The following is a 24,629-nucleotide window of genomic DNA, read 5'->3' on the forward strand; positions in this document are numbered from 1 at the left end:
ATGTCCGTCTTCGATTCCGACAACGAGCAGCTCATCGAGCGGGTGCTGCGTCCCAAGGATGCGGCGACGCTGGTGCTGGTGCGGCGCGGGAGCGGCGGCGCGCGGATCCTGATGGGACAGCGTCACGGCGATATGGCGTTCATGGCCAACAAATTCGTCTTCCCCGGCGGGCGCCTCGATCCCGGCGACATGCGCATCGCCATCGCGAGCGAACTCAAGCCCGAGGTCGCGGCGCGGGCCGGACTGGGGATCGGGCCGGTGCGCGCGCGCGGCCTGGCGCTGGCGGCGATCCGCGAGACCTTCGAGGAGACCGGCATCCTGCTGGGCGAGCGCGCCGAAAAGATGCCGCGCACCCGTGCGCCGGCGTGGAAGAAGTTCTTTGCGCACAAGATCATGCCGCGGCTCGACGCGCTGGAGATGATCGCGCGCGCGGTGACGCCGCCCAACCGCACGCGGCGTTTCGATGCCCGCTTCTTCATGGCCGATGCCGGCGCGATCGGGCACCAGCTCGACGGCGCGGAGACCGAAGAATTGCTGACGCCCACCTGGCTCACCATAGCGGAAGCGCGCGCACTCGACTTGCCGAGCATCACCCGCACCGTGCTGGACGAGATCGAGGCGCGGATCGGCGGCGAGCACGACCGGCCCGTGCCGTTCTACCGCTATACGCGCGGCAAAGCCTCGCGCGTGCATCTCTGATGGAGGTGTCGGAGCGCGAGAAGCGGTTGGGGCTGGTCGCCATCTTGTCGACCTGCACGGCGTTCGCGCTCGGCATCGGGCTGACCCTGCCGCTGCTGTCGCTGATCCTGGAGCGGCGTGGGTTTCCCGGCAGCGTGAACGGACTGAACCTCGCGACCGCCGGCCTGGCGGCCTTCGCCATCACGCCGAACGTGCCGCGGCTGATCCGCCGCTTCGGCACCGCGCCCTATCTCTGCGCCTCGCTGGTGGTTTCGTCGGCGGCGCTGCTCGGGCTCTATCTCGCGCCCGCACTATGGCTGTGGTTTCCGCTGCGTTTCATCTTGAGCGTTGGGCTGAACGGCTTGTTCGTGGCGTCGGAATTCTGGATCAACCAGCTGGCCGACGAGCGCAGCCGCGGCCGCTATGTCGCGCTCTACGGCATCGCGATTTCGGGCGGGTTCGGGATCGGACCGGCGATCCTCTATGTCATGGGCACGCGCGGCATCGCGCCGTTCGCCGCGGGATCGGCGATGCTGCTGCTGGCCATCGTGCCGGTTCTCATCGCCCGCAAGGCGGCGCCGCGGCTGGAGGAGGAGAAGGGCGCGGGCGTGTTCGGCGCGCTGCGCGCCGCGCCGGCCATCCTGTCGGCCGCCCTGGTGTTCGGCATGCTCGATGCCGGGCTGTTCGGGCTGTTTCCGGTCTACGCCGTGCGCTCGGGCTTCAGCGAGGCACATGCCGCGCTGGCGATCACGGCCTCGTCCCTGGGCAGCATGGCGTTCCAGTATCCGCTCGGCATGCTGGCCGACCGTTTCGACCGGCGTACCCTGTTGATCGTCTGCAGCGCCGCCGGGATCTTCGGCGCGGTGCTGACGCCGTTCGTGATCGGGATGCCGGCCGCGACCTATGTTCTGCTGTTCCTGTGGGGCGGCCTGATCATGGGGGTCTACACGGTCGGCCTGACCCTGGTCGGCGAGCGCTTCAAGGGGCCGGAGCTGGCGAGCGCCAATGCCGCCTATGTGATGCTCTACGCGGTCGGCTTGCTGAGCGGGCCGCCGGTGGAGGGAGTCGCGCTGGATGCGTGGAATCCGCACGGGCTGATGGTGGTCCTCGCGGCGATCAGCCTGATTTATGTGGGATTCCTGGGGTTTAGGCGAGCGCGCGCGGCTTGACTTTGGCCCCGCGAAAGCTAAATTCCCGGCCCTTCGAACAGGTTTTCAGGAGTCCGCCCCATGGCGAAGCCCACCACGGCAAAGATCAAGCTCAACTCGGGCGGCGGCACGGGGTTCTACTACGTGACGAAGAAGAACACGCGCACGATGACCGAGAAGTTCAAGATCCGGAAATACGATCCGGTCCTGCGCAAGCATGTCGAGTTCAACGAAGGCAAGATCAAGTAATTCGAGTCGTCGTGCTTGGAGGCCCGGCTTCGCCGGGCACCTCGGCATGACGATGGTTTTCGGTCGCGATTATTTTCCGCTCTCGTCCTGCTGAAGTGCTCCGCCGAAGGCGGAGCCTCGAAGCACGCACTACTCCGCGGCCGCCTTCACGCCGCGCACCGCTTCCACCCGCGCGATGAAATCGGTCATGAACCCGACCACGATCGGGATCACCGGCAGCGGCATGTCGTGGCCCCAGCCTTCGATCTCGCGATACTCCGCCCCCGGAATGCTTTGCGCCGTGTGCCGGCCCGCCGCGACCGGGATCAGCGTGTCCGCCGTGCCGTGCAGGACGAGCGCGGGCAGCGTCAAGGACTTCAGCCGTTCGGTGCGCGGCGCGCTGGCGCCGATCGCGGCGTATTGGCGGGCACTGCCCTCGGGATAGAAGCTGCGGTCGTAGTTGAAGCCGGCGAGCTTGCCCAGGCGATCCTCGTCGAACGGCCAGGCGGTCGAGGCATAGGCGCGGCGGCCCTTGAGCGAATGGGCGATGACCGTCTCGCGGTCGGTCGCGGGCGCCGGAGTCGTCAGCGCGGCCAGCGCTTCGGGCGTCGACGGCGGCAGCGACGGGTCGGAGGTGGTGGAGAAGATCGAGATCAGCGAGCGCGCCTGGGCCGGATGCTCGAGCGCGACGAGTTGCGCGATCATCCCGCCCATCGAGGCGCCCGCGATATGGGCGCTCTCGATGCCCAGCGCGCCGAGCAGCGCGGCGGCGTCCGCCGCCATGTCGCTCAGCGCATAGGGCACGTCGGGCTTGCGGCCCTCGCGCATCGCCTGCCCCACCGCGCGCAGGTCGGGCAGGATGCCATGCCATTTCTGGCTGAGCCCGACGTCGCGGTTGTCGAAGCGGATGACGCGCAGGCCGGCGGCTTCGAGACCTTCGTGGAATTGCTCCGGCCAGGCGGTCAGCTGGCTGCCGAAGCCGCTGATGAAAAGGAGCGGAACGCCCTCCCGCGGCCCCGTGTCGGCGTATTCGAGCTCGATGCCGTTGGCGCGGATCCGGGCCATGATTTGCTCCCCATTTTTCGGCAAGCTTAACGGCGCGGGCTTCCTTGACAAGTGGCGGGGCGGGCCGGAGTTTGACCCCATGCGGCGCGCCCTCGAACGACTGTCCAACGAGACCTTCGACCTGCTGATCGTGGGCGGCGGCGTGACCGGCGCCTGCGTCGCGCGGGACGCGGCGCTGCGCGGCCTGACGGTCGCGCTGGTGGAGAAGAACGATTTCGCAAACGCCACCAGCGCGCACAATTCCAAGCTGGTGCATGGCGGATTGCGCTATCTGCGCAATTTCGAGCTCGGCCTGGTGCGGGAGTCGCTGAAGGAGCGGCGCATCTGGCAGCGCATCGCGCCGCATCTCGTCCATCCGCTGCCGTTTCTCGTGCCGTTCTACAATAGCGGCTTCAAGGCGCGCGCGACGCTGGCCGCGGGATTGACGCTGTATGACATCCTGTCCTTCGACAAGGGCTGGCTGGACGATCCGGACCAGGCGCTGCCGAACCATTCCTGGCTGAACAAGCGCAAGGCGATCGCGGCCGAGCCGGTGCTGGACGGGCCCGGCTTCGAGGGCGCGTTCAAATATTACGACGCACAGATGTATGCGCCGGAACGTCTGGCGCTCGAATGCCTGATCGCGGCCGATGCGGAGGGCGCGGCCATCGCGAACTATGTCGAGGCGGTGACGATCATGGTGCGCGAGGGGCGCGTGCAAGGCTGCACGGTGCGCGACGTGTTCGGCGGGGCGCGGTTCGACATCCGGGCCAAGGTCACGCTGGTCGCGGCGGGACCGTGGGCGGACATCTTCCTCGAACGCGCGCTGGGCAAGCCGGCATCGCACAAGCTGCTGCGCTCCAAGGGCATCCATGTGCTGGTGCCGGCGATGACACGGACGAACGCGCTGACCGTCGCGGCGGGCGGCGGGCATTTCTTCGTGCTGCCCTGGCACGGCCACACGCTGCTGGGCACGACCGATACCGCGTTCCGGAGCGCGCCGGACGCGGTGGGCGTGAGCGAGAAGGATATCGACGGCTTCTTCGCCTTCATCAACGCGAACCTGCCCGGCGCGAAGCTGACGCGCGCCAAGGTCGAGCATTTCTATGCCGGTCTTCGACCGCTGGTCGACGACGGCTCGGGCGATACCTATGGCGCGAGCCGGCGGGCGGAACTGGTCGATCACGGCGCGAGCGACGGCATGGACGGCTTGTTCTCGGCCATCGGCGGCAAGTGGACGACCTCGCGCGACCTGGCACAGGGTGTCGTCGATACCATCGTCGAGAAGCTGGGCGCGAGAGCCGCCGATTGCGAGACCGACGAGGAGCCGACCGCGGGCGGCGATGTCGGGCGCTTCGCCGATTTCCTGCGGGCCCAGCGCGCCGAACATGGCGACCTGCCCACCATCGAGCATCTCGCACATATGTATGGGACGCGGCTCGGCGACATGCTGGCGGCGGCGAACAACCGTCCGGAGCTGCGCGCCGCCATCGGCACGGCGGGCGATATCGGGGCGCAGGTCGTGTTCGCCATGCGCGAGGAAATGGCGCTGACGCTGGCCGACGTGGTGATGCGGCGGACCTGCATCGGGCAGATCGGCGCGCCGTCGCGCGAGACGCTGGACGCCGTGGCGCAGCTCATGGCCGCCGAGCTCGGCTGGAGCGCGGAGCGGCAGCAAAGCGAGATCGCCGGCCTCGCGCCCGCCTTCGCGACGCGCGAGGCGGCATGAGCGCCTTCGTGGTCGTCAATCCGCGCTCCGGCAATGGACGCACGAGACGCAGCTGGACGAGCATCGCGCGCATGCTGGCCTCGGTGTATCCGCAGATGACGGTCGCCTTCACGCGTGCGCCCGGCGAGGCCGCCGCGCTGGTGCGCCAGGCGCTGTGCGAAGGCCATCAGGAGATCGTCGCGGTGGGCGGCGACGGCACGATCAGCGAAGCCGTCAACGGCATGTTCGACGCGCAGGGCGCGATCGCGCCCGACGCGGTCTTCGCGTTCGTCACCAGCGGCACGGGCGGGGATTTCCGCAAGAGCTTCGGGATCGAGGCCGGCGCCGAGGCGGCGGTGGCGCGGCTGAAGACCGCCGCGGTCCGGCCCTGCGACGTAGGCCGGATATCCTGCCTGACCGCGCGCGGCGCGCCGACGGAGCGCCATTTCATCAACATCGCCTCCTTCGGCCTGTCCGGCGTGATCGTGGATTCGGTGAACCGGGCCCGGATCGCCAAGCTGTTCGGCGGGCCGTTCGCCTTCGCCTTCCACAGCGCGGCGGCGATGCTGCGCTACCGCAACCTGCCGCTGCGCATCCTGGTCGACGGGCAGCATGACGAGATCGCGACGATCGCCACCGTCGCCGTCGCCAATGGACGCTATTTCGGCGGCGGCATGATGGTGGCGCCGGAGGCGCGGATCGACGACGGGCTGTTCGACGTGGTGATCATGGGCGGCGCGCCCAAGGGACAATCGCTGGCGAAGATGAAGCTGATCTATAGCGGCGACCATGTGCACGAGCCGCATGTCCGCGTGCTGCGCGGCAGCCGGGTCGTCGTCGCGCCGGTGGCCGAGACGCTGGGCCGGCCGGTCCTGATCGAGGCGGACGGCGAAGCGGTCGGCCGCCTGCCCGCGACCTTCGAAATCCTGCCGCGGGCCCTCAATTTGCGATGCTGACGCCATGACCCTCGACCGCACGAAGATCCGCTGGAACGGCTGGGGCTGGGCGTCGCACAGCGACGACCTCGCCGGACGCGAGCCGCTATGGACCTGGCTGGCGGGCGAGCTGGGCATGCCGTCGCTGCTCGCGACGCCGGCGCGGCCGCTGGAGAGCATCGCACTGCCGGCGTCGCGGCTGACGGCCGACGCGCGGGCGCGCTTCACCGGCCTTCTCGGTGCCGAACGCGTGCGCGGCGACGATTACGAGCGGGCCTTCCATGCGCTCGGGAAAAGCTATCACGACATCCTGCGGCTGCGGGCCGGCGATCTTTCGCAGGCGCCGGATGCGGTGCTCTATCCGCGCAGCGCCGAGGAGGTCGCGGGCGTGCTGAGCGCCGCGGCCGAGCATGGCATCGCGGTCGTGCCCTATGGCGGCGGGACGAGCGTGGTCGGCGGCGTGACGGCGGCCAAGGGGCCGTTCGCCGCGGTCGTGACGCTCGACCTGTCGGACATGGACCGCATCGTCGAGATCGATGCCGTCTCGCGGACCGCGACGGCGGAGGCGGGAATCTACGGCCCGGCGCTGGAGAAGGCGCTGGCGGCGCAGGGCTTCACGCTCGGCCATTTTCCGCAGTCCTTCGAGTTCTCGACGCTGGGCGGCTGGATCGCGCATCGCGGCGCGGGCCAGGGCTCGCGCGGCTATGGCCGCGCCGCCGACTGGCTGGTGGGCGCGCGCCTCGCGACGCCGCGCGGCACGCTCCAGGTCGGCGGGTTTCCCGCGTCGTCGGCGGGACCGCAATTGCTCGACCTCGCGCTGGGCTCCGAGGGCGTGTTCGGCGTGGTGACCGAGGCGACGATCCGCGTGCGGCCGGTGCCGGCGGCGAGCGATTATCGCGGCTATCTGTTCCGCGATTTCGCGAGCGGCGTGGCGGCGATCCGCACCGCGGTGCAGGACGGCGTGCCGGCGACGATGCTGCGCCTGTCGGACGCGGCGGAGACGCGGTTCTACCGGGCCTATGGCGCAACCGGAAAGCGGCGCGGCCTGCGCGACCGGCTGGCGCAGATCTTCCTCGACAGCCGCGGCTTCGACGATAAGGCCTGCGCGCTGATCGCGGGCTTCGAGGGCGATGCGGCGACGGTCGGGCGCGCCCGGAGGGCGTTCGACGCGCTGGCGAAGCGCCATCGCGCGCTGGCGCTCGGCGAGGGCCAGGGGCGCCGCTGGAAGGCGGGCCGCTTCCACGGCCCCTACCTGCGCGACCCGCTGATGGAGCGCGGCGTCGGCGTCGACACGCTGGAGACCGCGACGAGCTGGACCAAGCTCGACGGCCTCTATGTCGCGGTGCGCGACGCGCTGGAGAAATCCATCCGCGAGACAGCGCCGCGCGAGGGCGCGCATGGCGTGGTGCAATGCCATGTCAGCCACGCCTATCCCGACGGCGCGAGCCTCTATTTCACCTATATCTTCCCGCGCGCGCTGGAGCGCGAGGTCGCGCAGTGGCGTGCGATCAAGGCGGCGGCCTCGGATGCGATCGTCGGCAATGGCGGCACGATCAGCCATCATCACGGCGTGGGCGAGGACCACCTGCCCTGGATCGCGGCGGAGAAAGGTGCGCTCGGGATCGACGTGCTGCGCGCGGTGAAGATGGCGCTGGACCCGAAGGGCGTGATGAATCCGGGGAAGCTGGTGCCGTAGACGGCGAGCGCGGTGGGTGGGATGACAGTTTTGGAGTTCTGTGCCGGTACCCCTCACCAAGCAAAATCTAACGCTCCGCTCCGCTAAACGTAAGATTTTGCGTCCTCTCCCGCTCGCGGGAGAGGACTCCTAGGCCGTCACACCCTCTTTCACCGCCGCCGCCGCCGCCGCGACCGCTTCGCGGGCTTTGGGGATCAGGCTGCGCATGCTGAAGAAGCCGTGCACCATGCCGGGATAGTTCACATAGGTCACGCTGACGCCCGCCGCGTCGAGCTTGTCGGCGTAGTCCTTGCCCTCGTCGCGCAGGGGATCGAAGCCGGCGGTGACCACATAGGCCGGCGGCAGGCCGGACAGGTCGGTGCAGAGCAGCGGCGAGAGGCGCGGATCGGTGCGATGCGCCTTGTCCGGCGCGTAGCAGCGGGTGAACCAGTCCATCCCCTCCTTCTCGAGGAAATAGCCCTTGCCGTTCTCGCGCATCGACGGCGTGTCGGCGGCGCCGAGCTGGGTCACCGGATAGATCAGGAGCTGGTAGGCGATGGCGGGGCCGCCCGCGATCTTCGCGAGCTGTGCGACGACGGCGGCGAGATTGCCGCCCGCGCTGTCGCCGCCCACCGCGAGGCGCGCGGGATCGATGCCGAACGCGGCGGCATGGGCGGCGACGTAGCGCGTCACGGCGAAGCAATCGTCGACCGCGGCGGGAAACGGATGCTCGGGCGCGAGGCGGTAGTCGACGGAGACGACGCGCGTGCCGCTGCCATTCGCGAGACAGCGGCACAGATCGTCATGGGTGTCGAGGTCGCCGATCACGAAACCGCCGCCATGATAGAAGACGAGCGCCGCAAGCGTCTCGCCGTCCTTCGCACCGAGCGGGGTGTAGATGCGCACGGCGATCTCGCCGGCGGGGCCCGGGATCTTGCGATCCTCGCTCTTGCCGATCTGGGTGTCGCCGCCGCGGAAGATGCTGGCGCGCATCGCGGCGCGCGCCGCCTGCGGCCCGATCTCGGAGAATTTCGGCAGCTTCAGCGAAGCCATCTGGTCGAGGAGGTTGCGGACATGGACGTCGAGCGACATGGGAACTCCTCTACTTCAGCAGGCTCGCCACCGTCTTCGCGGCGGCGGCGAGCGCGTCATGGGCCTGGGGCAGCACGGCCTGGAGATAGACGAAGCAATGCACCATGTCGCTGTGGTCGGCGACCGTGACCTTCACGCCGGCGGCGCGCAGCTTGTCGGCATATTGCAGGCCTTCGTCATGCAGCGGATCGAAGCCGCCCAGCATGATATAGGCCGGCGGCAGGCCGGAGAGATCCTTGGCGCGCAGCGGCGAGACGCTGGGGTCGTGCCGGTCGGCGTCGGTCGGCAGATAGCTCGCATAGAACCAGTCGAGCGTGTCCTTCTCGAGGAAATAGCCGACGGCGAATTCGCGCAGCGAGGCGGTCTCCTCGCCGATCTGGGTGACGGGAAAGAGCAGCATCTGGGCGGCGAGCGCGAGGCCGCCCTTGGCCTTGGCGAGCTGGGCGACTTCCGCCGCCAGCGCGCCGCCGGCGCTGTCGCCGCCCACCGCGATGCGGTTGGCGTCGACCCCGATCTCGGCGGCATGCGCCGCGACCCAGACCAGCGCGGCGAACGCGTCGTCGAGCGCGGCGGGATATTTGTGCTCCGGCGCGAGGCGGTACTCGACGGAGATGACGCGCAGGCCGCCCTCATTGGCGAGCATGCGGCAGAGCCCGTCATGGCTCTCGATATTGCCGATCACGAAGCCGCCGCCGTGGAAATAGACGAGCGCCGGCATCGGATCGCGGCCGGCCGCGACGGGCGTGTAGACGCGGATCGGAACACCGCCGGTCTGGCTCGGCACCACGAGGTTCTCGGTCTTGCCGACCGGGACGTCCTTGGGGCCGACCATCTGCATCAGCGCGTTGAACTGCAGCCGGCCGGCTTCGGCGCCGGCGTCCTGCATCTTCGGCCCGCCGGCCATCTTCATCTGATCGAGGAAGCCTTTGACGATGGGATCGAGCGGCATGGGAGTCCGGTGCGGGGTTGCCCGGCAGTGTGAGGGCATCGGCGCGGCGGGCGCAAGATGGCGCCGCGCATAAGCGTTCGCACGGCAGAAAGGACGCCGCGACAGCGCCTGCGGTCAGGGGATTTCGATAACCTCCGGATCGGGTGTCGTGGCGAACAGCTTGTCGACCAGGGCGCGGCGGCGATCCATCGTGGCGCGCTGGTTCACATAGCCCTTGTCGGTGATCTCGTGCCCGTCGACCGAAGGCGGCTCGGCCATCAGGATCACGCGCCTGATGCGGCTGGAGGAGCCGCCCGAGGCCTTGTTGTGCTCGGCGAACTTGTCCCGGATGAGGGCGCGAAGTTCCGGATCCTTCACGATCTCGGCCGGGTCGGACTTGCCCGTCAACTCCTTCGCCGCGGCAAGCGTCGGCCAGACCAGCAGGCCGACGAACGGCTTGTCCTGGCCGCAGACCACGCAGTCGAAGACGAAGGGCGACGCCGCGCCGACGGCCTGTGCCCGCAACGTGCCGGCGCTCACCCAGGTGCCGCTGTCGAGCTTGAAGTCCTCCGTCACGCGGCCGTCGAAGACGAGACCTTGGGCGGGATCGGCGTCGTCGATGAACTTGGCGGCGTCGCCGAGGCTGTAGAAGCCTTCCTCGTCGAAGGCCGCTTTCGTGAGGTCCGGCCGCTTGTGATAGCCGGGCGTGACGGTGGGTCCCTTCACGCGCACTTCGAGCTTGGTGCCGTTGGGCACGAGCTTGAGCGTGATGCCGGGGAGCGGCAGGCCGACCAGCCCGACGCGCTCGGTGATCCAGTGCACCACGGTGACGCCCTGCGTTTCGGTCGCGCCGTACATCGTGGTCATCGGGATGCGGTTGCCGACGGCGGCGATGGCGAGGGCCTGGAAGCGCTCATAGATGTCCTGGCTGAGCGTCGCGCCGCCATAGCCCGCCATGCGCAGCTTGGCGAAGACGTGGTCGCGCAGGCTTTCGTCCCGCTCCATCGCATCGCACAGCCAGCCGAAGGCGATGGGCGCGGTGCCGATGCCGAGCGGGGTGATGTCGCGCAGATTGCGTATGGTCTCGTCGAACATCCCGGGCAGCGGCTTGCCGGCATCGAGATAGATGGTGCCGCCTGCATTGAGCTGGCCGTTGAAGCCGATATTGCCGGCGGAGATATGGTTCCACGGCATCCATTCGAGGCTTTGCGGGATCTCCTCGGGATCGAGCGGCTCGGTGCGCAGGGCTTCCTGCGCCGCGATCACGGCGCACATCATGCGATGGGTCTGCACCACGCCCTTGGGCATGCCGGTCGAGCCGGAGGTGAAGAGGTATTTCGCGGTCGTGTCGTGGTCGATCCTGTCCAGCGCCGCCGCGACGTCGGGCCCCGGATTGGTGCGGATGAGATCGTCATAGGCGGTGGCGCCGGGGATCGGCATGACCGTGACGATCTCGACGCCGTCCAGCGGCAGCGCGGCCAGCGCGCGGGCGTAGACCGGCCCCTGCTCCGCGAAGATCATCTTCGGTTCGGCGACCGCGAAGACGTGCCTGAGCTTGGAATGATCGCCGGACATCAGCGAATAGGCGACGGACACCGGCGCGACGGGCACGCCCGCGAGCATCGCGCCCAGCATCATCGTGGCGTGCGCGATGGAATTGCCCGAGAGAATCATCAGCGGCGTGTCGGCATTCATGCCGCGCGAGAGCAGCGCCTGCGCGATCGCGCTCGCCCGCGCGAAGGCTTCGCCATAGGTGATGAAGCGCCAGTCGCCGGTCTTGCCGCCTTCGAGCGGAATGCGCTCGCCGATGAAATTGCGCGCGGGGTGCTTCTTCGCGCGCGCCTCGAAGAGATGCGCGATGGAGCGGTGCAGCGTGCCGAGCTTGTGGTTCGAGTCGATGTACACCGTGCCGTCGGAGCCGCGCCGGACCGCGATATCGGGCGCTTTCTGAGGCAGCGGCCGGAACGGCGGCAGATCGGTCGATTTCACCTGTACATTCATGGCCTTGGCTCCCTGCACGGCGCGAACTACACATCGCGTCCGTAATTCATTATATTTCCCGGCGAGTCCCGGTATAATTCCAGGCTTATCGTTCGAGGTCTCCGCATGCGCGGCAAAAGCGTGTTGCTCATCATTGGCGGCGGGATCGCCGCCTACAAGAGCCTTGAGCTCATCCGGGCGCTGAAATCGCGCGGAATCGGCACGCGCGCGATCATGACCGCAGCAGCAGCGGAATTCATCACCCCGCTTTCCGTTGCGTCACTGAGCGGCGAGAAGGCCTTCGGCGATCTCTTCAGCCTGACGGACGAAGCGGAGATGGGTCATATCGAGCTGTCGCGTTCGGCCGATCTCGTCGTGGTCGCGCCCGCGACGGCGGATCTGATGGCGAAAGCGGCGAATGGCCTGGCGAACGATCTCGCCTCGACGGCGCTGCTCGCGACCGACAAGCCAGTGCTGATGGCGCCGGCGATGAATGTGCGCATGTGGCAGCACGCGGCCACGCAGCGGAACCTTGCGCGGCTCCAGGCGGACGGCGTGCGGTTCGTCGGCCCGAATGACGGCGACATGGCGTGCGGCGAGTATGGTCCGGGCCGCATGGCGGAGCCCGCCGAAATCGCCGCGGCGGTCGAGACGTTCTTCGGCGACGGTGCCTTGAAGGGCCTGCGTGCCCTCGTGACGGCGGGACCGACGCAGGAACCGCTCGATCCGGTGCGCTTCCTCGCCAACCGCTCGTCGGGCAAGCAGGGCTACGCGATCGCCGATGCGCTGGCGCGGCTGGGCGCGGAGACCACGCTGGTCTCCGGACCGGTCGAGATCGCGCCGCCGTCCGGCGTGAAGCTGCTGAAGGTGACCACGGCGCGCGAGATGCTCGCGGCCTGCGAGAGCGCCCTGCCCGCCGATGTCGCGGTGATGACGGCGGCGGTGGCGGACTGGCGGCCCGAGGTCGCGGCCAACAACAAGATCAAGAAGGAGCAGGACGCGGCCGCGCCGACGCTGCGGCTGGTCGAGAATCCCGACGTGCTGGCGACGCTGGCGCGCCATGCGCAGCGGCCGAACCTGCTGATCGGCTTTGCGGCGGAGACGGAGAACGTCATCGCGCATGCGCAGGCCAAGCTCGCGAAGAAGGGCTGTGACTGGATCGTGGCGAACGACGTGTCGCCCGGCACCGGCATCATGGGCGGCGACAGGAACACGGTGCACATCGTGACGCGCGATGGGGTCGAGGACTGGCCGCAGATGCCGAAGACCGAAGTCGGCACGCGGCTCGCGGCGCGGATCGCGCGGGCGTTGAAGGAGGTGGCGTGATGGCGAGAGGAGCTGCTCCGGTATTTTCCTCTCCCGTGGTTGCGGGGGAGGTGGCTCGGCGCGCAGCGCCGAGACGGAGGGGGCCGGCGCTGGCGGCTCTCCCCTCCATCACATCGCTTCGCGATGCGGTCCCCTTGGCACGCTGCCGCCACCAAGCCCGCAACCACGGGGGAGGAAAACCGTGAAAATCTCCATTCTCCGCCTGCCCCACGCCCAGGACCTGCCCCTGCCCGCCTATGCGACCGCCGGCTCGGCCGGCTTCGACCTGCTCGCCGCCATTCCAGCCGACCTCACGCTCGACCGCGGCGCGCGCGTCACCGTGCCGTGCGGGATCGCCATCGCCGTGCCGCCGGGATTCGAGGCGCAGGTGCGGCCACGCTCGGGGCTGGCGCTCAACCACGGCGTCACGCTGCTCAATGCGCCGGGCACGGTCGACAGCGATTATCGCGGCGAGATCAAGGCCATCCTGGTCAATCACGGCGAAGCGCCGTTCACCGTCACGCGCGGGATGAAGATCGCGCAGGTCGTGATCGCGCGGCACGAGATCGCCGAACTGAACGAGGTCAGCGAACTGCCCTCCAGCGCGCGCGGCGCGGGCGGCTTCGGCTCGACGGGACTCCATATCGTGAAGACGGACTGATGCTCAAGCTTTCGCGGAAGACTTTGCTGGCGCTCGAGGCGGTGATCGACATCGCGTTCAACGCGCGGCCCGAGCCGGTGCAAGCCAAGGAGATCACGGCGCGCCAGGGCGTGCCGCAGCGCTATCTCGAACAGGTGATGCAGCAGCTCGTGCGCGCCGGCGTGCTCAAGGGCGTGCGCGGCCCGCGCGGCGGCTACCGCCTGGCGCGCGAGCGGCGGCGCATCTCGGTCGGCGACGTGGTGCGGGTCGCGGAGAGCCTGGAGGACGAGGAGAGCGAAGCGATCGATCCGCGCTCCGAGCTCGGCATCCGCATCGTCTCGCCGCTGATCCAGACCTTGCAGGATGAGGTCATGGCGCGGCTGGACGCGATCTCGATCGAGGACCTCTGCCAGCGCGCCCGCACTGCCGGCGTCGATTGCGGCGGTGGCACCAGCGCGGATTTCACGATTTAGATGGCAGTTTCGGCGCCAAATCTTCGACCGTCATGGCCGCCCTCATGGCGGCCATGACGATGGTGGTTTGCGCCGTGAGCAACACCACTCCAGCAGGAGCTTGACATGGAACAGGGCAAACCCGGCCGCGGCCGCATCTACGACTCGATCACCGAGACCATCGGCGACACGCCCTTGGTGCGCCTGAACCGTCTGCCGAAGGAGGCGGGGGTGAAGGCGGACGTGCTCTTGAAGCTCGAATTCTTCAACCCGCTGTCCTCGGTGAAGGACCGCATCGGCGTCGCGATGATCGAGACGCTGGAGGCGCAGGGCATCATCACGCCGGGCAAGTCGACGCTCGTCGAGCCGACCAGCGGCAACACCGGCATCGCGCTCGCCTTCGTGGCGGCGGCGAAGGGCTACAGGCTGATATTGGTGATGCCGGAAACCTTTTCGATCGAGCGGCGCAAGATGCTGGGGATAATGGGCGCCGAACTGGTGCTGACCGAGGCGGCGAAGGGCATGAAAGGCGCCATCGCCAAGGCGCAAGAGATCGCCGCGGCAACGCCCGCCTCGATCATCCTGCAGCAATTCGAGAACCCGGCCAATCCGGAAATCCACCGCAAGACGACGGCGGAGGAGATCTGGAACGACACCAAGGGCGCGGTGGACGTGGTGATCTCCGGCGTCGGCACGGGCGGCACGATCACCGGCGTCGGCCAAGTCCTGAAGGCGAAGAAACCGAGCGTGAAGATGATCGCGCTGGAGCCGGAGGACTCGCCGATCCTCTCGGGCGGCCAGCCTGGGCCGCACAAGATCCAGGGGATCGGCGCCGGCTTCGTGCCGACGATCCTCGACCGCAAGGTGATCGATGAGGTCATCACGATCTCCAACGAGACCGCGTTCGAGACCGCGCGCAAGGCGGCGAAGCTCGAAGGCATCCCGGTCGGCATCTCGTCGGGCGCCGCGATCGCGGCGGCGCTGGAAGTGGGCGCGCGGCCGGACATGGCGGGCAAGACCATCGTCGCGATCATCCCGTCCTTCGCCGAGCGCTACCTGTCGACGGCGCTGTTCGAAGGGCTGTGACGTCTTCGGCCCTCACGCCCAGCTGTCATGGCCCGCGACTGCGGGCCACCCAGTTGATCACGGAGCACAAATTTTGAAGATCGAGTTTGCGTCACCTGGGTGGCCTGCAGTCGCGGGCCACGACAACAAGGGCTGGGTCGGGGGCGTGCCCCAATGAGCGAAGAGGCTTTCTTCAAGCATGAGAACGACGCCTATCTGCCGCTGCCGCCGAGCAAAGGCCCGTGGCGCGAGGATTCGCTGCATGGCCGCGTCGTCATCGGCCTCCTCGGCCACGAGCTCGAACGCACCCATGGCGGCGCGGCGTGGATGCCGGCGCGGCTGACCGTCGACATGTACCGCCTGCCGGATTTCTCGCCGATCACGGCGGTGACGCGGGTGGTGCGCGGCGGCAAGCGGATCCAGGTCGTCGACTGCGATCTGATGCAGGGCGGCAAGAGCGTCGCGCGCGGTACGGCGCAGTTCCTGATCCGCAGCGAGAACGCGCCCGGCAAGACGCTGAGCCCGCCCGATTGGGACGCACCGCATCCCGACGCCCTGCCCCCGCCGCCGCCGGGACAGTTCGGCCAGCGGATGTGGAAGATGCGCAATGTCGGCGACTGGTTCGGCGGGCCGGAACAGCGGCGCGGCGCGTGGATGGCGGAGATCCGCGAACTGGTCGAAGGCGTGCCGCTCACGCCCTTCGCACGGGTCGCGGCGGCGGCGGATTTCGCCAGCCCGCTGGCGAACCGCCACGAGACGGGCCTCGGCTACATCAACACCGACATGACGGTCTATCTTCACCGCCTGCCGGTGGGCGAATGGATCGGCTTCGAGAAGATCAACCATCACGCGAGCGACGGCGTCGCCATCGGCGAATGCTTCCTGCACGACACGACAGGTCCGATCGGCTCGGCGAGTTGCGCCGCGCTGCGGCAGACGCGGGCGTAGTTTCCCCTCGCGAGGGTGAGATCGACGCGCGCCGAGCGCGGTCCACGCCACGCTTCCCGCCGCGCCGGTCTCGTGCGTCATGTCAGGTCGGTGAACGGATTGTGCGCAACCTCCCACAGATAGCCGTCGGGATCCGCGAAGTAACCGGAATAGCCGCCCCAGAAGACGTTCTGCGGCGGCTTCACCGCCCGCGCGCCGGCTTTCAGCGCCAGGGCGAAAACCTCATCGACAGCCTGCGGTGTGGGTGCGTTATGCGCCAAGGTGATCCCGCAGAAACCGCCGCCGTCATCCGCCACCGTCGCGTCTTCGGCAAGCTTGTCGCGTGGATACAGCGCGAGCCAGCTTCCTTCGAGCTTGAAGAAGACGATGTCCTCGCCGTCCTTGAAATTGTGCGGCGGGAAGCCCAGACCGTCGCGATAGAATCCCAGCGATTTCGCAAAATCGCGCACGCCCAGCGTGATGATGCCGATCTTCGGTTTCATGACGTTGTTCCCTATTTGTTCCAAAATACCAAGATCGCCTCCACCGCGCAAGCGTCGTCTCAGCCGACTTGTGCGAGGACTTGCGCCAGCAGGTCGGGACGATCCGTGCACAGACCGTCGAGGCCGAGTCCGATCAGGCGCCGCATGTCGCGCGGGTCGTTCACCGTCCAGGCGCCGACCTTGAGGCCGAGCGCCTTCGCTTCGGCGACCATTTCGGGTGTCGCGTCCTCATAGCTCGGAAACCAGCCATCGCCGCCCGCCGCCTTGATCGCGCGCTGGATCGAGCCGCCATAATTCACCGCGTCGTAGCCGGCCGCCCAGGGCGAGGTACCGGTCGCCGCCCAGTGGCGCAGCGCGCGGGTCACGGGCTTGTCGCCTTCCTTCGGCGGTTCGCGCAGGAAGTCGAGCGCCATGGTGGTGAACCAGCATTCGACGCCCGGCGCGATCTTCCCGGCATGCAGCAGGCCCGGCCAGTCGAAGCCGACGAAGATCGTGCGGTCGAGATAATCGTGCTTGCGCAGCACCGCGACGGCCGCCTCGGCCAGCGCGACGGGATCGGCCGAGACGTCGCGGTCGTAGAACGAGGTCTTGAGCTCGACCTGGAGCCTGAACGGCGTCTTCGCCTGTTTGGCGACCTCGAGCACCTGCGCCAGCGTCGGGATGCGCTCGCCATCGAGAGGCATGGTGTGGGGATGGGCGCGGCCATAATCGCTGGCGGGATCGAGGCGGCCGACATCGAAAGCCTGCAGCTCGGCCAGCGTGAGATCCTTGATGCGCAGCGTGGGCTTGGCGAGCCATTTGCCGCCGAGCCGGACGATCTCCGGCTTGAGGCGATAGTCGTGGAACACCACGACCTCGCCGTCCTTCGAAAGCTGGACGTCGAGCTCGGCGCCGTCGCAGCCACGCGCCACCGCGTCGCGGAAGGCGGCCAGCGTGTTCTCGGGATAAAGACCGGCGCCCCCGCGATGGGCGAAATTCCGCGTCGGCATTCGTGCTCTCCTTCGGGCGGCAGCTCATGATAAGGCAAATGGCCGGCCGCAATCCATGGAGGCTCAATCCGTCTGCGTGCGCAGCGCAAAGGCAAACCGCCAGTCCCCGCGACGCAGCCAAGGCGCGTCGGCGACGACGCCGAGCGCCGCGCCCAGATCGAGCGCCGCGGTCTCGCCGAACGCCAGCCGAAGCCCGCCGCCCACCGAAGCGAGCGCGGCATACCGCGTCGGCCAGGGCGGGCGCACTCTCAGCCAGCTCGCCCCGCCGTCGGCGTCGGCGTAGAATTCACCGCTGCGAAACGGCAGCCATGGCGCGCGATAGCCGATCTCGACGCGGGCGCCCGCGGCGCTGTCGCCCGAAATCGAAGCCGGCGCGAAGCCCGCGCCGATATCGGCGCCGCCGAACGTATAAAGTTCCGACGACGGCAGGCGGTCGGCGCCGTATTGCGCCACTGCTTTGAGCCGGAGCACGAGGGCGGCATCCAGCGCGCGGTTCAACGTCGCCTGCAATGCCAGCTTGCGAAAGCCCGCAGTGCCCGCGAAGCCGGGACCGATCGCGGCGCCGAAATCGTCGAGGCCGAAACCGGTGGCCGCTGTGAGGGCGAAATCGCGGTCGGCATCGCTGAAGGCATAAGAGACCAGTGCCCGCAGCACGCGCAGCCGGTCGCTCGAATGAAAGGCTCCATATGTGGCGTCGGATGCGCGCGACACGTCGAGGCCGAAGGAGGCTGTCAGGTCTTCGCCGGAGCTGCGCAGGAAAGTGTGGGCGACGGCGGCCTGCAGGGTCTTGGCCTCGCCGGCGCCGGCTGTGCCCTGGGGCCGCGTCCGCAGGAAGGACGCTCCTATGCGCGCGACGGTGCCGTCGTCGTCCAGCACCTCGCTGTCCGACAGCGCCACGAACTGCAGGCGGTCCATCGTGGTCGTGGTGAGATAGCTCAGCTGCGTGCGTTCGCCGTCGCGCAACAGGCCGTAAAAGGTCGCGCCGGCTTGCAGCTCGATCCGGTCCAGCCGCGGCTCGCCTTGGTTGTCGACCGCCAGGGTGAATTTCGGCCTCGGCGATTCGAGCGCGATCGACAGGCACAGCGCACCCGGGCGGTCGCCGGGGAGGAGCTTGAGGTCCGGCGTCAGGCCCGCGACGTCGCGCAGGAAGGAGACATAGCGCTCAAGCTTCGACCGGCGCAGCGGCCGCTCTGCCGCAAGCCGCCGGCCATAGGCCGCGGCCAGTCCCGCATTCCGGTGCATGTCGCCATGCAGTTCGACGGCTTCGACGAAGCCTTCATAGACCACGAGACGCACCGTGCCGGCGGCGAAATCCTGACTCGGCACGGTGACCGTGAAGAACGCGACGTCGCTGACGGAATAACGTGCGGAAACCGCATCGGCGACACGCTGCAACCCCGCGCGGTCGAGCCGTGCGCCGACGAAGCGCTCGGTCGCATCCGCCAGCTCCGATTGCGGCAGGGTCGAGCCCGTGACCTCGACCCGCCGCACGACGACGGTTTGGCTCGCAGTCTGCGCCCCGACGGCGCCGGGCCATAACAGCAGGACGGCCAACAGCCAGCGATGTCGCCGCGGCATCCGCATCCATGTCCGCAGGACAATCACGCAGGGAACGATCGCCCGGGCGGGTGCAGGGGGGCTCGCCCGCCCGGGCGGATCACTCAGTGGACGATGGAACCGCCACCGAGTTGGCTCCCGAGCTGGGAGGTCTGCGGCCGGCTCACGACCAACGGCGACGCGGCGGCGAGCGGAGCGACACCGCCCCCAAGCAGGGAAACCGGCACCATCGCGGTATTGCCGCCGCCGAGGAGCGAAGTGGCTGCCGGATTGAGCTTCGCCAGCGTGCCGGCGAGGGTCCCGACGACATTCTTCACCACCGGATTGAGCGGCTGGAGCGCCGTGAGGACGGGCTGCAGCGGCGCCGGCGTGCCGGTCGTCGAGCGCACCGTCACCACGTCATTGTTGCTGGCGGCATTGACGGTAAGCGACGAGCCCGTTTGCGGCGTGCTCGACAGCGCATTGACCACGACGGCGGCGCCCGGCTGGCCGACGATCTGCTGGTTGTCCAGGGTCACGGCGGCAAGGTTCAAGGACTGCGGTGCGAGCATGGCGTTGCCGCTGCTTGCCAGGAGCGAATCGCCGGCGAGCGCCGATCCGGATGTCGCGACGCCGAAAAACGCTGCGAGAGCTACGCCACGCAGTAGAAAACGCCTTGTATCGGTCATGTTGGGCCTTCCTTTGTGCCGCGGCACGCCACCGCGAACAGCTTCTTGTGGAAGTTGTATGCGGCACACAACCCTGGATTGCGGAGTCAAAGCTGCCGATACAGCCAACGAAAGGTTACCGCAATCGCTCGATTGCACATGGTGTGTACGGATCGAATCCGGGAGCGGCCCGTCCTGCCGGCAGACGGGCCGGCACGGCCGGTTCAATCCGGCCGCCGGTTCTTGCCGATGAAGCCGAACATGTGCCCGGCGACGTTGCGGATCTGGATCTGGTCGCTGCCTTCGGTGATGCGGTAGCGGCGATGGTGGCGGTAGATGTGCTCGAACTGCTTGTGACGCGAATAGCCCCAGCCGCCATGCACCTGCATCGCCCAGTCCGCGGCGTTGCACACCAGATTGTTGCCGCGGTAATTGCACATCGAGACCTTGTCGGAGAGATAGAGCTGGATCTCTGGTCCCGTCAGGCGATCCATCTCCCAGGCCGTGCGGTAGATCAGCCAGCGGATCATCTCCGCCTCGGTCTGCAATTCCACCAGCGGCCACTGGATCGCCTGGTTGCGGCTGAGCGGCTTGCCGAACGGCTTGCGCGTGTTGGCGTAGTCGATGCTCTCATTGATGCAGTACTGCGCCGCGCCGACGCCGGAGGCCGCCTGGCGGATGCGGTTCTCGTGCACGAAGTGCCGCGCCAGCACTAGGCCGTTGTCGACCGGCCCGAACACCGCGCCGTCCGGTACCCAGACGTCCTTGAAGCTGACGCGGGCGTGATCCGTCGGCATGTTGAAGGTCCACATGTACTCTTCGATCTTCACGCCGGGATCGTCCATCGGCACGATGATGCAGGTCAGGCCGCGTGCGTCGCCATCCTTGCCGGAGGTGCGGCAGAACACCATGTCGTGGCTCGCCACATGGACGCCGGTGTTCCACATCTTCTCGCCGTTGATGCGCCAGCCATTGCCGTCCTTGACCGCGCGCGTCTCCATCCAGGTCGCGTCGGAGCCGTGCTTGGGCTCGGTCAGGCCGAAGGCGAGGCGGACCGTACCGTTCAGCATGCCGGGCAGGATGGTCTTCTTCTGCTCCTCGGTGCCGAAGTCGCGCATCATCAGGACCTGCGGGAAATTGCCGACGACGGAGGATTCGTTCTGCAGGTCGTTGTGCAGGCCGAGCCCCTTGGCCGCGAGATGCTCGCGGATGATCGCCATCGCGAGGTTGCCGATGTTCTTGCCGCCATATTCCTCGGGCAGCGCGAGCCGCAGGAAGCCGGCCTTGTCGGCGCGGCGGCGCATCTCGCGCAGCAGGTCTTCCCACTCCTTGCGCGGCAGGCCGCCATGCTCGAAATCGGTGCGAGCCCATTCGCGGCGGTGGTCGAAGAAACGGTCATTGTCGTCCTGCTTCTGCAGCGGAACGATCTCCGTCTCGATGAAGGCGTCGATGTCGGCGAGCAGCGCCTTGATGTGCTCGGGGATCGTGAAGTCCATGGCAGTTCCTCCAATGCTTTTGCGGAACCTAACGCCTGCCCGTGCGGAAGGCGCAAGGGCCCTTGCCTTGATCTCGATCAATGGCCTTTTGCCGCGAAATGGGGAATCCTGCATCAGGTTTTGACAGGATGTCAGTCATGGCGGACACGGTGGTGAAGCCTGCGAAGGCGGAGCATTTCGACATGCTGATCGTCGGCGCCGGCATTTCCGGCGTCGGCGCCGCCTATCACATGACGCAGCAATGTCCGGGCAAGAGCTTCGTGGTGCTTGAAGCGCTGGAAAGCTTCGGCGGCACCTGGCTGACGCACAAATATCCCGGCATCCGCTCGGACAGCGATCTCTACACGTTCGGATATCGCTTCAAGCCCTGGACCGGCGCGCCGATCGCCAGCGCGGCCGAGATCCTGCGCTATATGGGCGAGGTGATCGACGAGAACGACCTGAAGCGCCACATCCGCTATCGCCACAAGATCGCCACCGCCACCTGGTCGAGCGCGGACAACCTGTGGACCATCGAAGCGGTGCGCGGCGACACCGGCGAGACGGTCCGGTTCACCACGAACTTCCTGTGGATGTGCCAGGGCTATTACCGCCAGAGCGAAGGCTATACGCCGTCCTGGAAGGGCATGGCCGATTTCAAGGGCCGCATCGTGCATCCGCAGACCTGGCCCGATGATCTCGACTACAAGGACAAGGACGTCGTCGTCATCGGCTCCGGCGCGACCGCGGCGACGCTGGTGCCGGCCATCGCGGGCGACTGCAAGCATGTCACGCTGCTCCAGCGCTCGCCGACCTATTTCATTCCCGGCCGCAACGCGAACGAGCTTGCCGACACGCTGCGGCAGCTCGAGGTCAAGGAGGAGTGGATCCACGAAATCGTCCGGCGCAAGGTTCTGTTCGACCAAGCGGCGTTCACCAAGCGCTCTTTCGAGGAGCCGGAAGCGGTGAAGCAGGAGTTGCTGGGCGGCGTCCGCGCTTTTCTCGGCCCGGACTACGATGTCGGAAAGCACTTCACGCCGGCCTACCGGCCGTGGCGTCAGCGCATCGCCTTCGTGCCGGACGGCGACCTGTTCCAGGGCATCAAGTCCGGCAAGGCCTCGGTCGTCACCGACCGGATCGAGCGGTTCACGCCGGACGGCATCCTGCTGCAATCGGGCGAGGAATTGAAAGCCGACATCATCATCACGGCGACGGGCTTCAATCTGAATGCGATGGGCGATATCGCCTTCGCGATCGACGGCGCGCCGCTGGATTTCGCGGACACGGTGACGTATCGCGGAATGATGTTCACCGGCGTTCCCAATCTCGTCTGGGTGTTCGGCTATTTCCGCGCCAGCTGGACGTTGCGCGCCGACCTGCTCGGCGATTTCGTGTGCCGCCTGCTCAAGCACATGGACGAGAAGGGCGCGAAAAGGATCGCGGTGGCGCTGCCGCCGGAAGACAAGGACATGAAGCTGCTGCCCTGGATCGATCCGGAGAACTTCAATCCCGGATACCTGCAGCGCGGCATGGATCTGCTGCCCAAGCGCGGCGACAAGCCGGAATGGCAGCACACGCAGGACTATTGGAAGGAGAAAGACGAATTGCCGGCGATCGATCTCGACGATCCCGTCTTCGTCTATGGCTAGGCTGCCGCCGCGCCGCCGCCGACGCTCCTTTGCCTGTGACGGTGCTTGCCCAGCTCCATGCCGCGCCATACTAATCGCGGGGGCTTTGCAGCGGGACGGGGACCGTGACCGATCAGGACAACACGCCGCCGGCGGACAACGAGATCCTCTACAAGCTCCTGCACGTCTATCTGCCGGTGCTCGGCCTCGCGGTGGGTTTCGCCGCCGTCTACTCGGCACTGAACTGGCTGCTGGTGGCGCGCAGCGGCCTGCTGCCGCTGGATGAGGACATGGTCGGGCTCTGGCTGCCCGGCGGGCTGGGATTGCTGCTCGCCTTCTTCGTGGTCAACCCGCGGCTTCGCGTACTCGATCTCAGCGCGCGCTCGAGCACGCCGCTCCTGTATCTGGCTGCTGCGGCGGCGGTCATCGCCGTGCCGGCGATGGTGGCGCAGGCCTATATCGCCCGGGCGAGCGGCGAACTCACTCATGTCACGGCGGCGTCGCAGATCGCGTCGGCGCCCGACACGAAATTCTATGCAACGGACGGCCTTTGCCTGGCGCGCGGCGGGGCGCAGGCGCAGCCGGTCTTCAGCCTCGGCGGCCACAATGACGACACGCTCGACTTCACGCTTTATGTGACGGTGCCGGTTTGCGACGGCGAGGCACAGGACCTGCCCAGCACGAAGGTCTGGCTCGGAATGGTCTTCCACGACAGCATCAGCAATTCGGTATCCGACGCGGACAAGGACGCCGCCTACAAGGCGTTCGCACAGCGGACCGAGAATACGATCAACGCCGACGATCCCGCGCGCTACCGGTTCCTGGAACGCGCCGGACCCGGGCCCGCGCGGCGCAGTTTCGAGAAGGCGCTGCGGAACGGCCATGTCGACCCGACCGGCGCGATCTTCCTGCTGCCGCACACGGAGACTTTCGCCGAGCGGACGGGCGACACCCTGCCCTGGACGGCCGGCGCCTTCGCGATCGCCGCCATCGCGTGGCTGATCATGGTGATGTGGCCGGCACTCGACTATGAGCGGCTGCGGGATCCCGTTCCCGCGGCGCCCACGCCGTCCGCGCTGGGTACGGCCTACAGTCCCAACATCCTGCTGCCGCGGCCGTCCTTCTACGGCCTGCCGCTTCTCATCGACGTGAATGTCGGCGTGTTCCTGGCCATGGCGCTGTCCGGACTCGGCGTGATGGCGTTCCAGACCGACGACCTGATGGCATGGGGCGCGGCTTACGGACCGGCCATCCATGGGCTGGGCGTGCTGCGGCTGATCTCCGTGCAGTTCGTGCATGGCGGCCTGCTGCATCTGGCGGGCAACATGTATGGCCTCGTCGTCATCGGACTGTTCCTCGATCCGGTGCTGCGCAATGCGCGATTGATCCTGTGCTACCTGCTCTGCGGCCTGGGCGGCGCGATCGCGAGCGTCACGGTGCATCCCGACACGGTGAGCGTCGGCGCCTCCGGCGCGATCTTCGGCCTGGCCGCGATCCTGCTGGTGCTGCTGGTGCTGGGCGACAAGCGGGTCGCGGTGATCCGACAATATGCGCTCGTCAATATCGGGATCTTCGTCGTCTACAATCTGGTGATCGGTGCGACCTCCTCCGGGATCGACAACGCGGCGCATATCGGCGGGCTGGTCACCGGAACCGTGCTGGGCGGCGTGCTGTTCCTGGTCGACAGAGCCGGACGTTCCGAAACGTAGCGCTCGTTTTGCACCCGCGAACGTGACGTTCGCGCCACGCAGGCCAGCAATGCACATCGTCATCGCGGCGCGTGTTGACTTGCCTAGATTCGAGGCGTACCCACGGCGCGTATCCGCAGGCACGGGGTTTGCGGAACTCAACCGAGCGAGATTGATGCGCAGTTCGATTTGCAAAGTCATCACGGCCGTACCTTTCCGCCTTCCGGGCGGGGAGACCGCTGTGTTCGCTCGCGAGGAGTCCGCGCGCTAGGGATCGCCCTTGCGTCACGTGTCCACCCTCCCGAGCCCGGCTCCGGAGGGTTTTTTGTTGGCTGCT

At 67.8% G+C, this 24,629-nt stretch carries 22 protein-coding genes; 13 read left to right on the forward strand and 9 right to left on the reverse strand.

All coding sequences use genetic code 11. From position 1 onward, the window contains the following. From WDM91_05440 to rpmG, 3 genes are read left to right on the forward strand one after another with little or no spacing between them, the layout of a single operon-like run. The gene (locus WDM91_05440; GenBank protein MEI9994014.1) at positions 1 to 699 is read left to right on the forward strand and encodes a hypothetical protein; all 699 of its coding nucleotides are present in this window, start codon (positions 1 to 3) and stop codon (positions 697 to 699) included. Then, positions 699 to 1,847, forward strand: coding sequence for an MFS transporter (locus WDM91_05445; protein ID MEI9994015.1), 1,149 nt, complete (start codon positions 699 to 701; stop codon positions 1,845 to 1,847). Before WDM91_05440 ends, WDM91_05445 begins: the two co-directional genes overlap by 1 nt. Positions 1,848 to 1,907: 60 nt before the next feature. Next, a complete protein-coding gene (gene rpmG / locus WDM91_05450; GenBank protein ID MEI9994016.1) occupies positions 1,908 to 2,075 on the forward strand; it encodes a 50S ribosomal protein L33 in 168 nt (55 codons plus the stop codon). Between the two features lie 129 nt (positions 2,076 to 2,204). On the opposite strand, the gene WDM91_05455 is transcribed toward rpmG, so the two are convergent. Continuing rightward, positions 2,205 to 3,119, reverse strand: coding sequence for an alpha/beta hydrolase (locus WDM91_05455; GenBank protein MEI9994017.1), 915 nt, complete (start codon positions 3,117 to 3,119; stop codon positions 2,205 to 2,207). A gap of 79 nt (positions 3,120 to 3,198) precedes the next feature. On the opposite strand from WDM91_05455, the gene WDM91_05460 reads away from it, so the two are divergent. Genes WDM91_05460 through WDM91_05470 form a run of 3 tightly spaced genes read left to right on the forward strand, consistent with a single transcriptional unit; the run spans position 3,199 to position 7,437 of the window. Then, on the forward strand, positions 3,199 to 4,827 hold the full coding sequence (locus WDM91_05460) for a glycerol-3-phosphate dehydrogenase/oxidase (protein ID MEI9994018.1): 1,629 nt from the start codon (positions 3,199 to 3,201) through the stop codon (positions 4,825 to 4,827). Then, on the forward strand, positions 4,824 to 5,762 hold the full coding sequence (locus WDM91_05465) for a diacylglycerol kinase family protein (GenBank protein ID MEI9994019.1): 939 nt from the start codon (positions 4,824 to 4,826) through the stop codon (positions 5,760 to 5,762). Before WDM91_05460 ends, WDM91_05465 begins: the two co-directional genes overlap by 4 nt. Before the next feature lie 4 nt (positions 5,763 to 5,766). Next, on the forward strand, positions 5,767 to 7,437 hold the full coding sequence (locus tag WDM91_05470) for an FAD-binding oxidoreductase (protein ID MEI9994020.1): 1,671 nt from the start codon (positions 5,767 to 5,769) through the stop codon (positions 7,435 to 7,437). A gap of 129 nt (positions 7,438 to 7,566) precedes the next feature. On the opposite strand, the gene WDM91_05475 is transcribed toward WDM91_05470, so the two are convergent. The 3 genes from WDM91_05475 to WDM91_05485 all read right to left on the reverse strand — a co-directional run bounded on the left by WDM91_05475 (position 7,567) and on the right by WDM91_05485 (position 11,437). Then, on the reverse strand, positions 7,567 to 8,508 hold the full coding sequence (locus WDM91_05475) for an alpha/beta hydrolase (protein ID MEI9994021.1): 942 nt from the start codon (positions 8,506 to 8,508) through the stop codon (positions 7,567 to 7,569). 10 nt (positions 8,509 to 8,518) lie between these two features. Further along, entirely contained in the window at positions 8,519 to 9,457 is a 939-nt protein-coding gene (locus WDM91_05480) for an alpha/beta hydrolase (GenBank protein MEI9994022.1), read from the reverse strand. A 114-nt stretch (positions 9,458 to 9,571) separates the two neighbouring features. Beyond that, positions 9,572 to 11,437, reverse strand: a complete 1,866-nt coding sequence (locus WDM91_05485) for an AMP-binding protein (protein ID MEI9994023.1) — start codon at positions 11,435 to 11,437, stop codon at positions 9,572 to 9,574. 105 nt (positions 11,438 to 11,542) lie between these two features. On the opposite strand from WDM91_05485, the gene coaBC reads away from it, so the two are divergent. The 5 genes from coaBC to WDM91_05510 all read left to right on the forward strand — a co-directional run bounded on the left by coaBC (position 11,543) and on the right by WDM91_05510 (position 15,826). Next, positions 11,543 to 12,742 carry a bifunctional phosphopantothenoylcysteine decarboxylase/phosphopantothenate--cysteine ligase CoaBC gene (gene coaBC / locus WDM91_05490; GenBank protein MEI9994024.1) on the forward strand — a complete coding sequence of 400 codons (1,200 nt, stop codon included), beginning with the start codon at positions 11,543 to 11,545 and terminating at the stop codon, positions 12,740 to 12,742. 181 nt (positions 12,743 to 12,923) lie between these two features. Further along, positions 12,924 to 13,382, forward strand: coding sequence for a dUTP diphosphatase (gene dut / locus WDM91_05495; protein MEI9994025.1), 459 nt, complete (start codon positions 12,924 to 12,926; stop codon positions 13,380 to 13,382). Continuing rightward, positions 13,382 to 13,834 (forward strand): Rrf2 family transcriptional regulator, encoded by a 453-nt coding sequence (locus tag WDM91_05500; protein MEI9994026.1) that lies wholly within the window; start codon positions 13,382 to 13,384, stop codon positions 13,832 to 13,834. Before dut ends, WDM91_05500 begins: the two co-directional genes overlap by 1 nt. A gap of 105 nt (positions 13,835 to 13,939) precedes the next feature. Continuing rightward, positions 13,940 to 14,899: a cysteine synthase A gene (cysK, locus tag WDM91_05505; protein ID MEI9994027.1), complete on the forward strand. Its 960-nt coding sequence runs from the start codon at positions 13,940 to 13,942 to the stop codon at positions 14,897 to 14,899. Between the two features lie 153 nt (positions 14,900 to 15,052). Continuing rightward, on the forward strand, positions 15,053 to 15,826 hold the full coding sequence (locus WDM91_05510; GenBank protein ID MEI9994028.1) for an acyl-CoA thioesterase domain-containing protein: 774 nt from the start codon (positions 15,053 to 15,055) through the stop codon (positions 15,824 to 15,826). A gap of 77 nt (positions 15,827 to 15,903) precedes the next feature. On the opposite strand, the gene WDM91_05515 is transcribed toward WDM91_05510, so the two are convergent. From WDM91_05515 to WDM91_05535, 5 genes are all read right to left on the reverse strand, one after another. Continuing rightward, positions 15,904 to 16,308, reverse strand: coding sequence for a VOC family protein (locus WDM91_05515; GenBank protein ID MEI9994029.1), 405 nt, complete (start codon positions 16,306 to 16,308; stop codon positions 15,904 to 15,906). A gap of 59 nt (positions 16,309 to 16,367) precedes the next feature. Further along, positions 16,368 to 17,297 carry a glycerophosphodiester phosphodiesterase family protein gene (locus WDM91_05520; GenBank protein MEI9994030.1) on the reverse strand — a complete coding sequence of 310 codons (930 nt, stop codon included), beginning with the start codon at positions 17,295 to 17,297 and terminating at the stop codon, positions 16,368 to 16,370. A gap of 63 nt (positions 17,298 to 17,360) precedes the next feature. Beyond that, positions 17,361 to 18,875: a ShlB/FhaC/HecB family hemolysin secretion/activation protein gene (locus WDM91_05525; GenBank protein ID MEI9994031.1), complete on the reverse strand. Its 1,515-nt coding sequence runs from the start codon at positions 18,873 to 18,875 to the stop codon at positions 17,361 to 17,363. A gap of 83 nt (positions 18,876 to 18,958) precedes the next feature. Further along, positions 18,959 to 19,522 carry a hypothetical protein gene (locus WDM91_05530; protein ID MEI9994032.1) on the reverse strand — a complete coding sequence of 188 codons (564 nt, stop codon included), beginning with the start codon at positions 19,520 to 19,522 and terminating at the stop codon, positions 18,959 to 18,961. A 203-nt stretch (positions 19,523 to 19,725) separates the two neighbouring features. Then, the gene (locus WDM91_05535) at positions 19,726 to 20,997 is read right to left on the reverse strand and encodes an acyl-CoA dehydrogenase family protein (GenBank protein ID MEI9994033.1); all 1,272 of its coding nucleotides are present in this window, start codon (positions 20,995 to 20,997) and stop codon (positions 19,726 to 19,728) included. 137 nt (positions 20,998 to 21,134) lie between these two features. Here WDM91_05535 and WDM91_05540 point away from each other — a divergent pair, with 137 nt between their 5' ends. Together WDM91_05540 and WDM91_05545 are read left to right on the forward strand one after the other, a co-directional pair. Next, positions 21,135 to 22,625, forward strand: a complete 1,491-nt coding sequence (locus WDM91_05540) for an NAD(P)/FAD-dependent oxidoreductase (protein ID MEI9994034.1) — start codon at positions 21,135 to 21,137, stop codon at positions 22,623 to 22,625. 104 nt (positions 22,626 to 22,729) lie between these two features. Further along, positions 22,730 to 24,313, forward strand: a complete 1,584-nt coding sequence (locus tag WDM91_05545) for a rhomboid family intramembrane serine protease (protein MEI9994035.1) — start codon at positions 22,730 to 22,732, stop codon at positions 24,311 to 24,313. The last annotated feature ends 316 nt before the right edge of the window (positions 24,314 to 24,629 follow it).

It is taken from the genome of Rhizomicrobium sp. (assembly GCA_037200385.1).
Lineage (GTDB): Bacteria > Pseudomonadota > Alphaproteobacteria > Micropepsales > Micropepsaceae > Rhizomicrobium.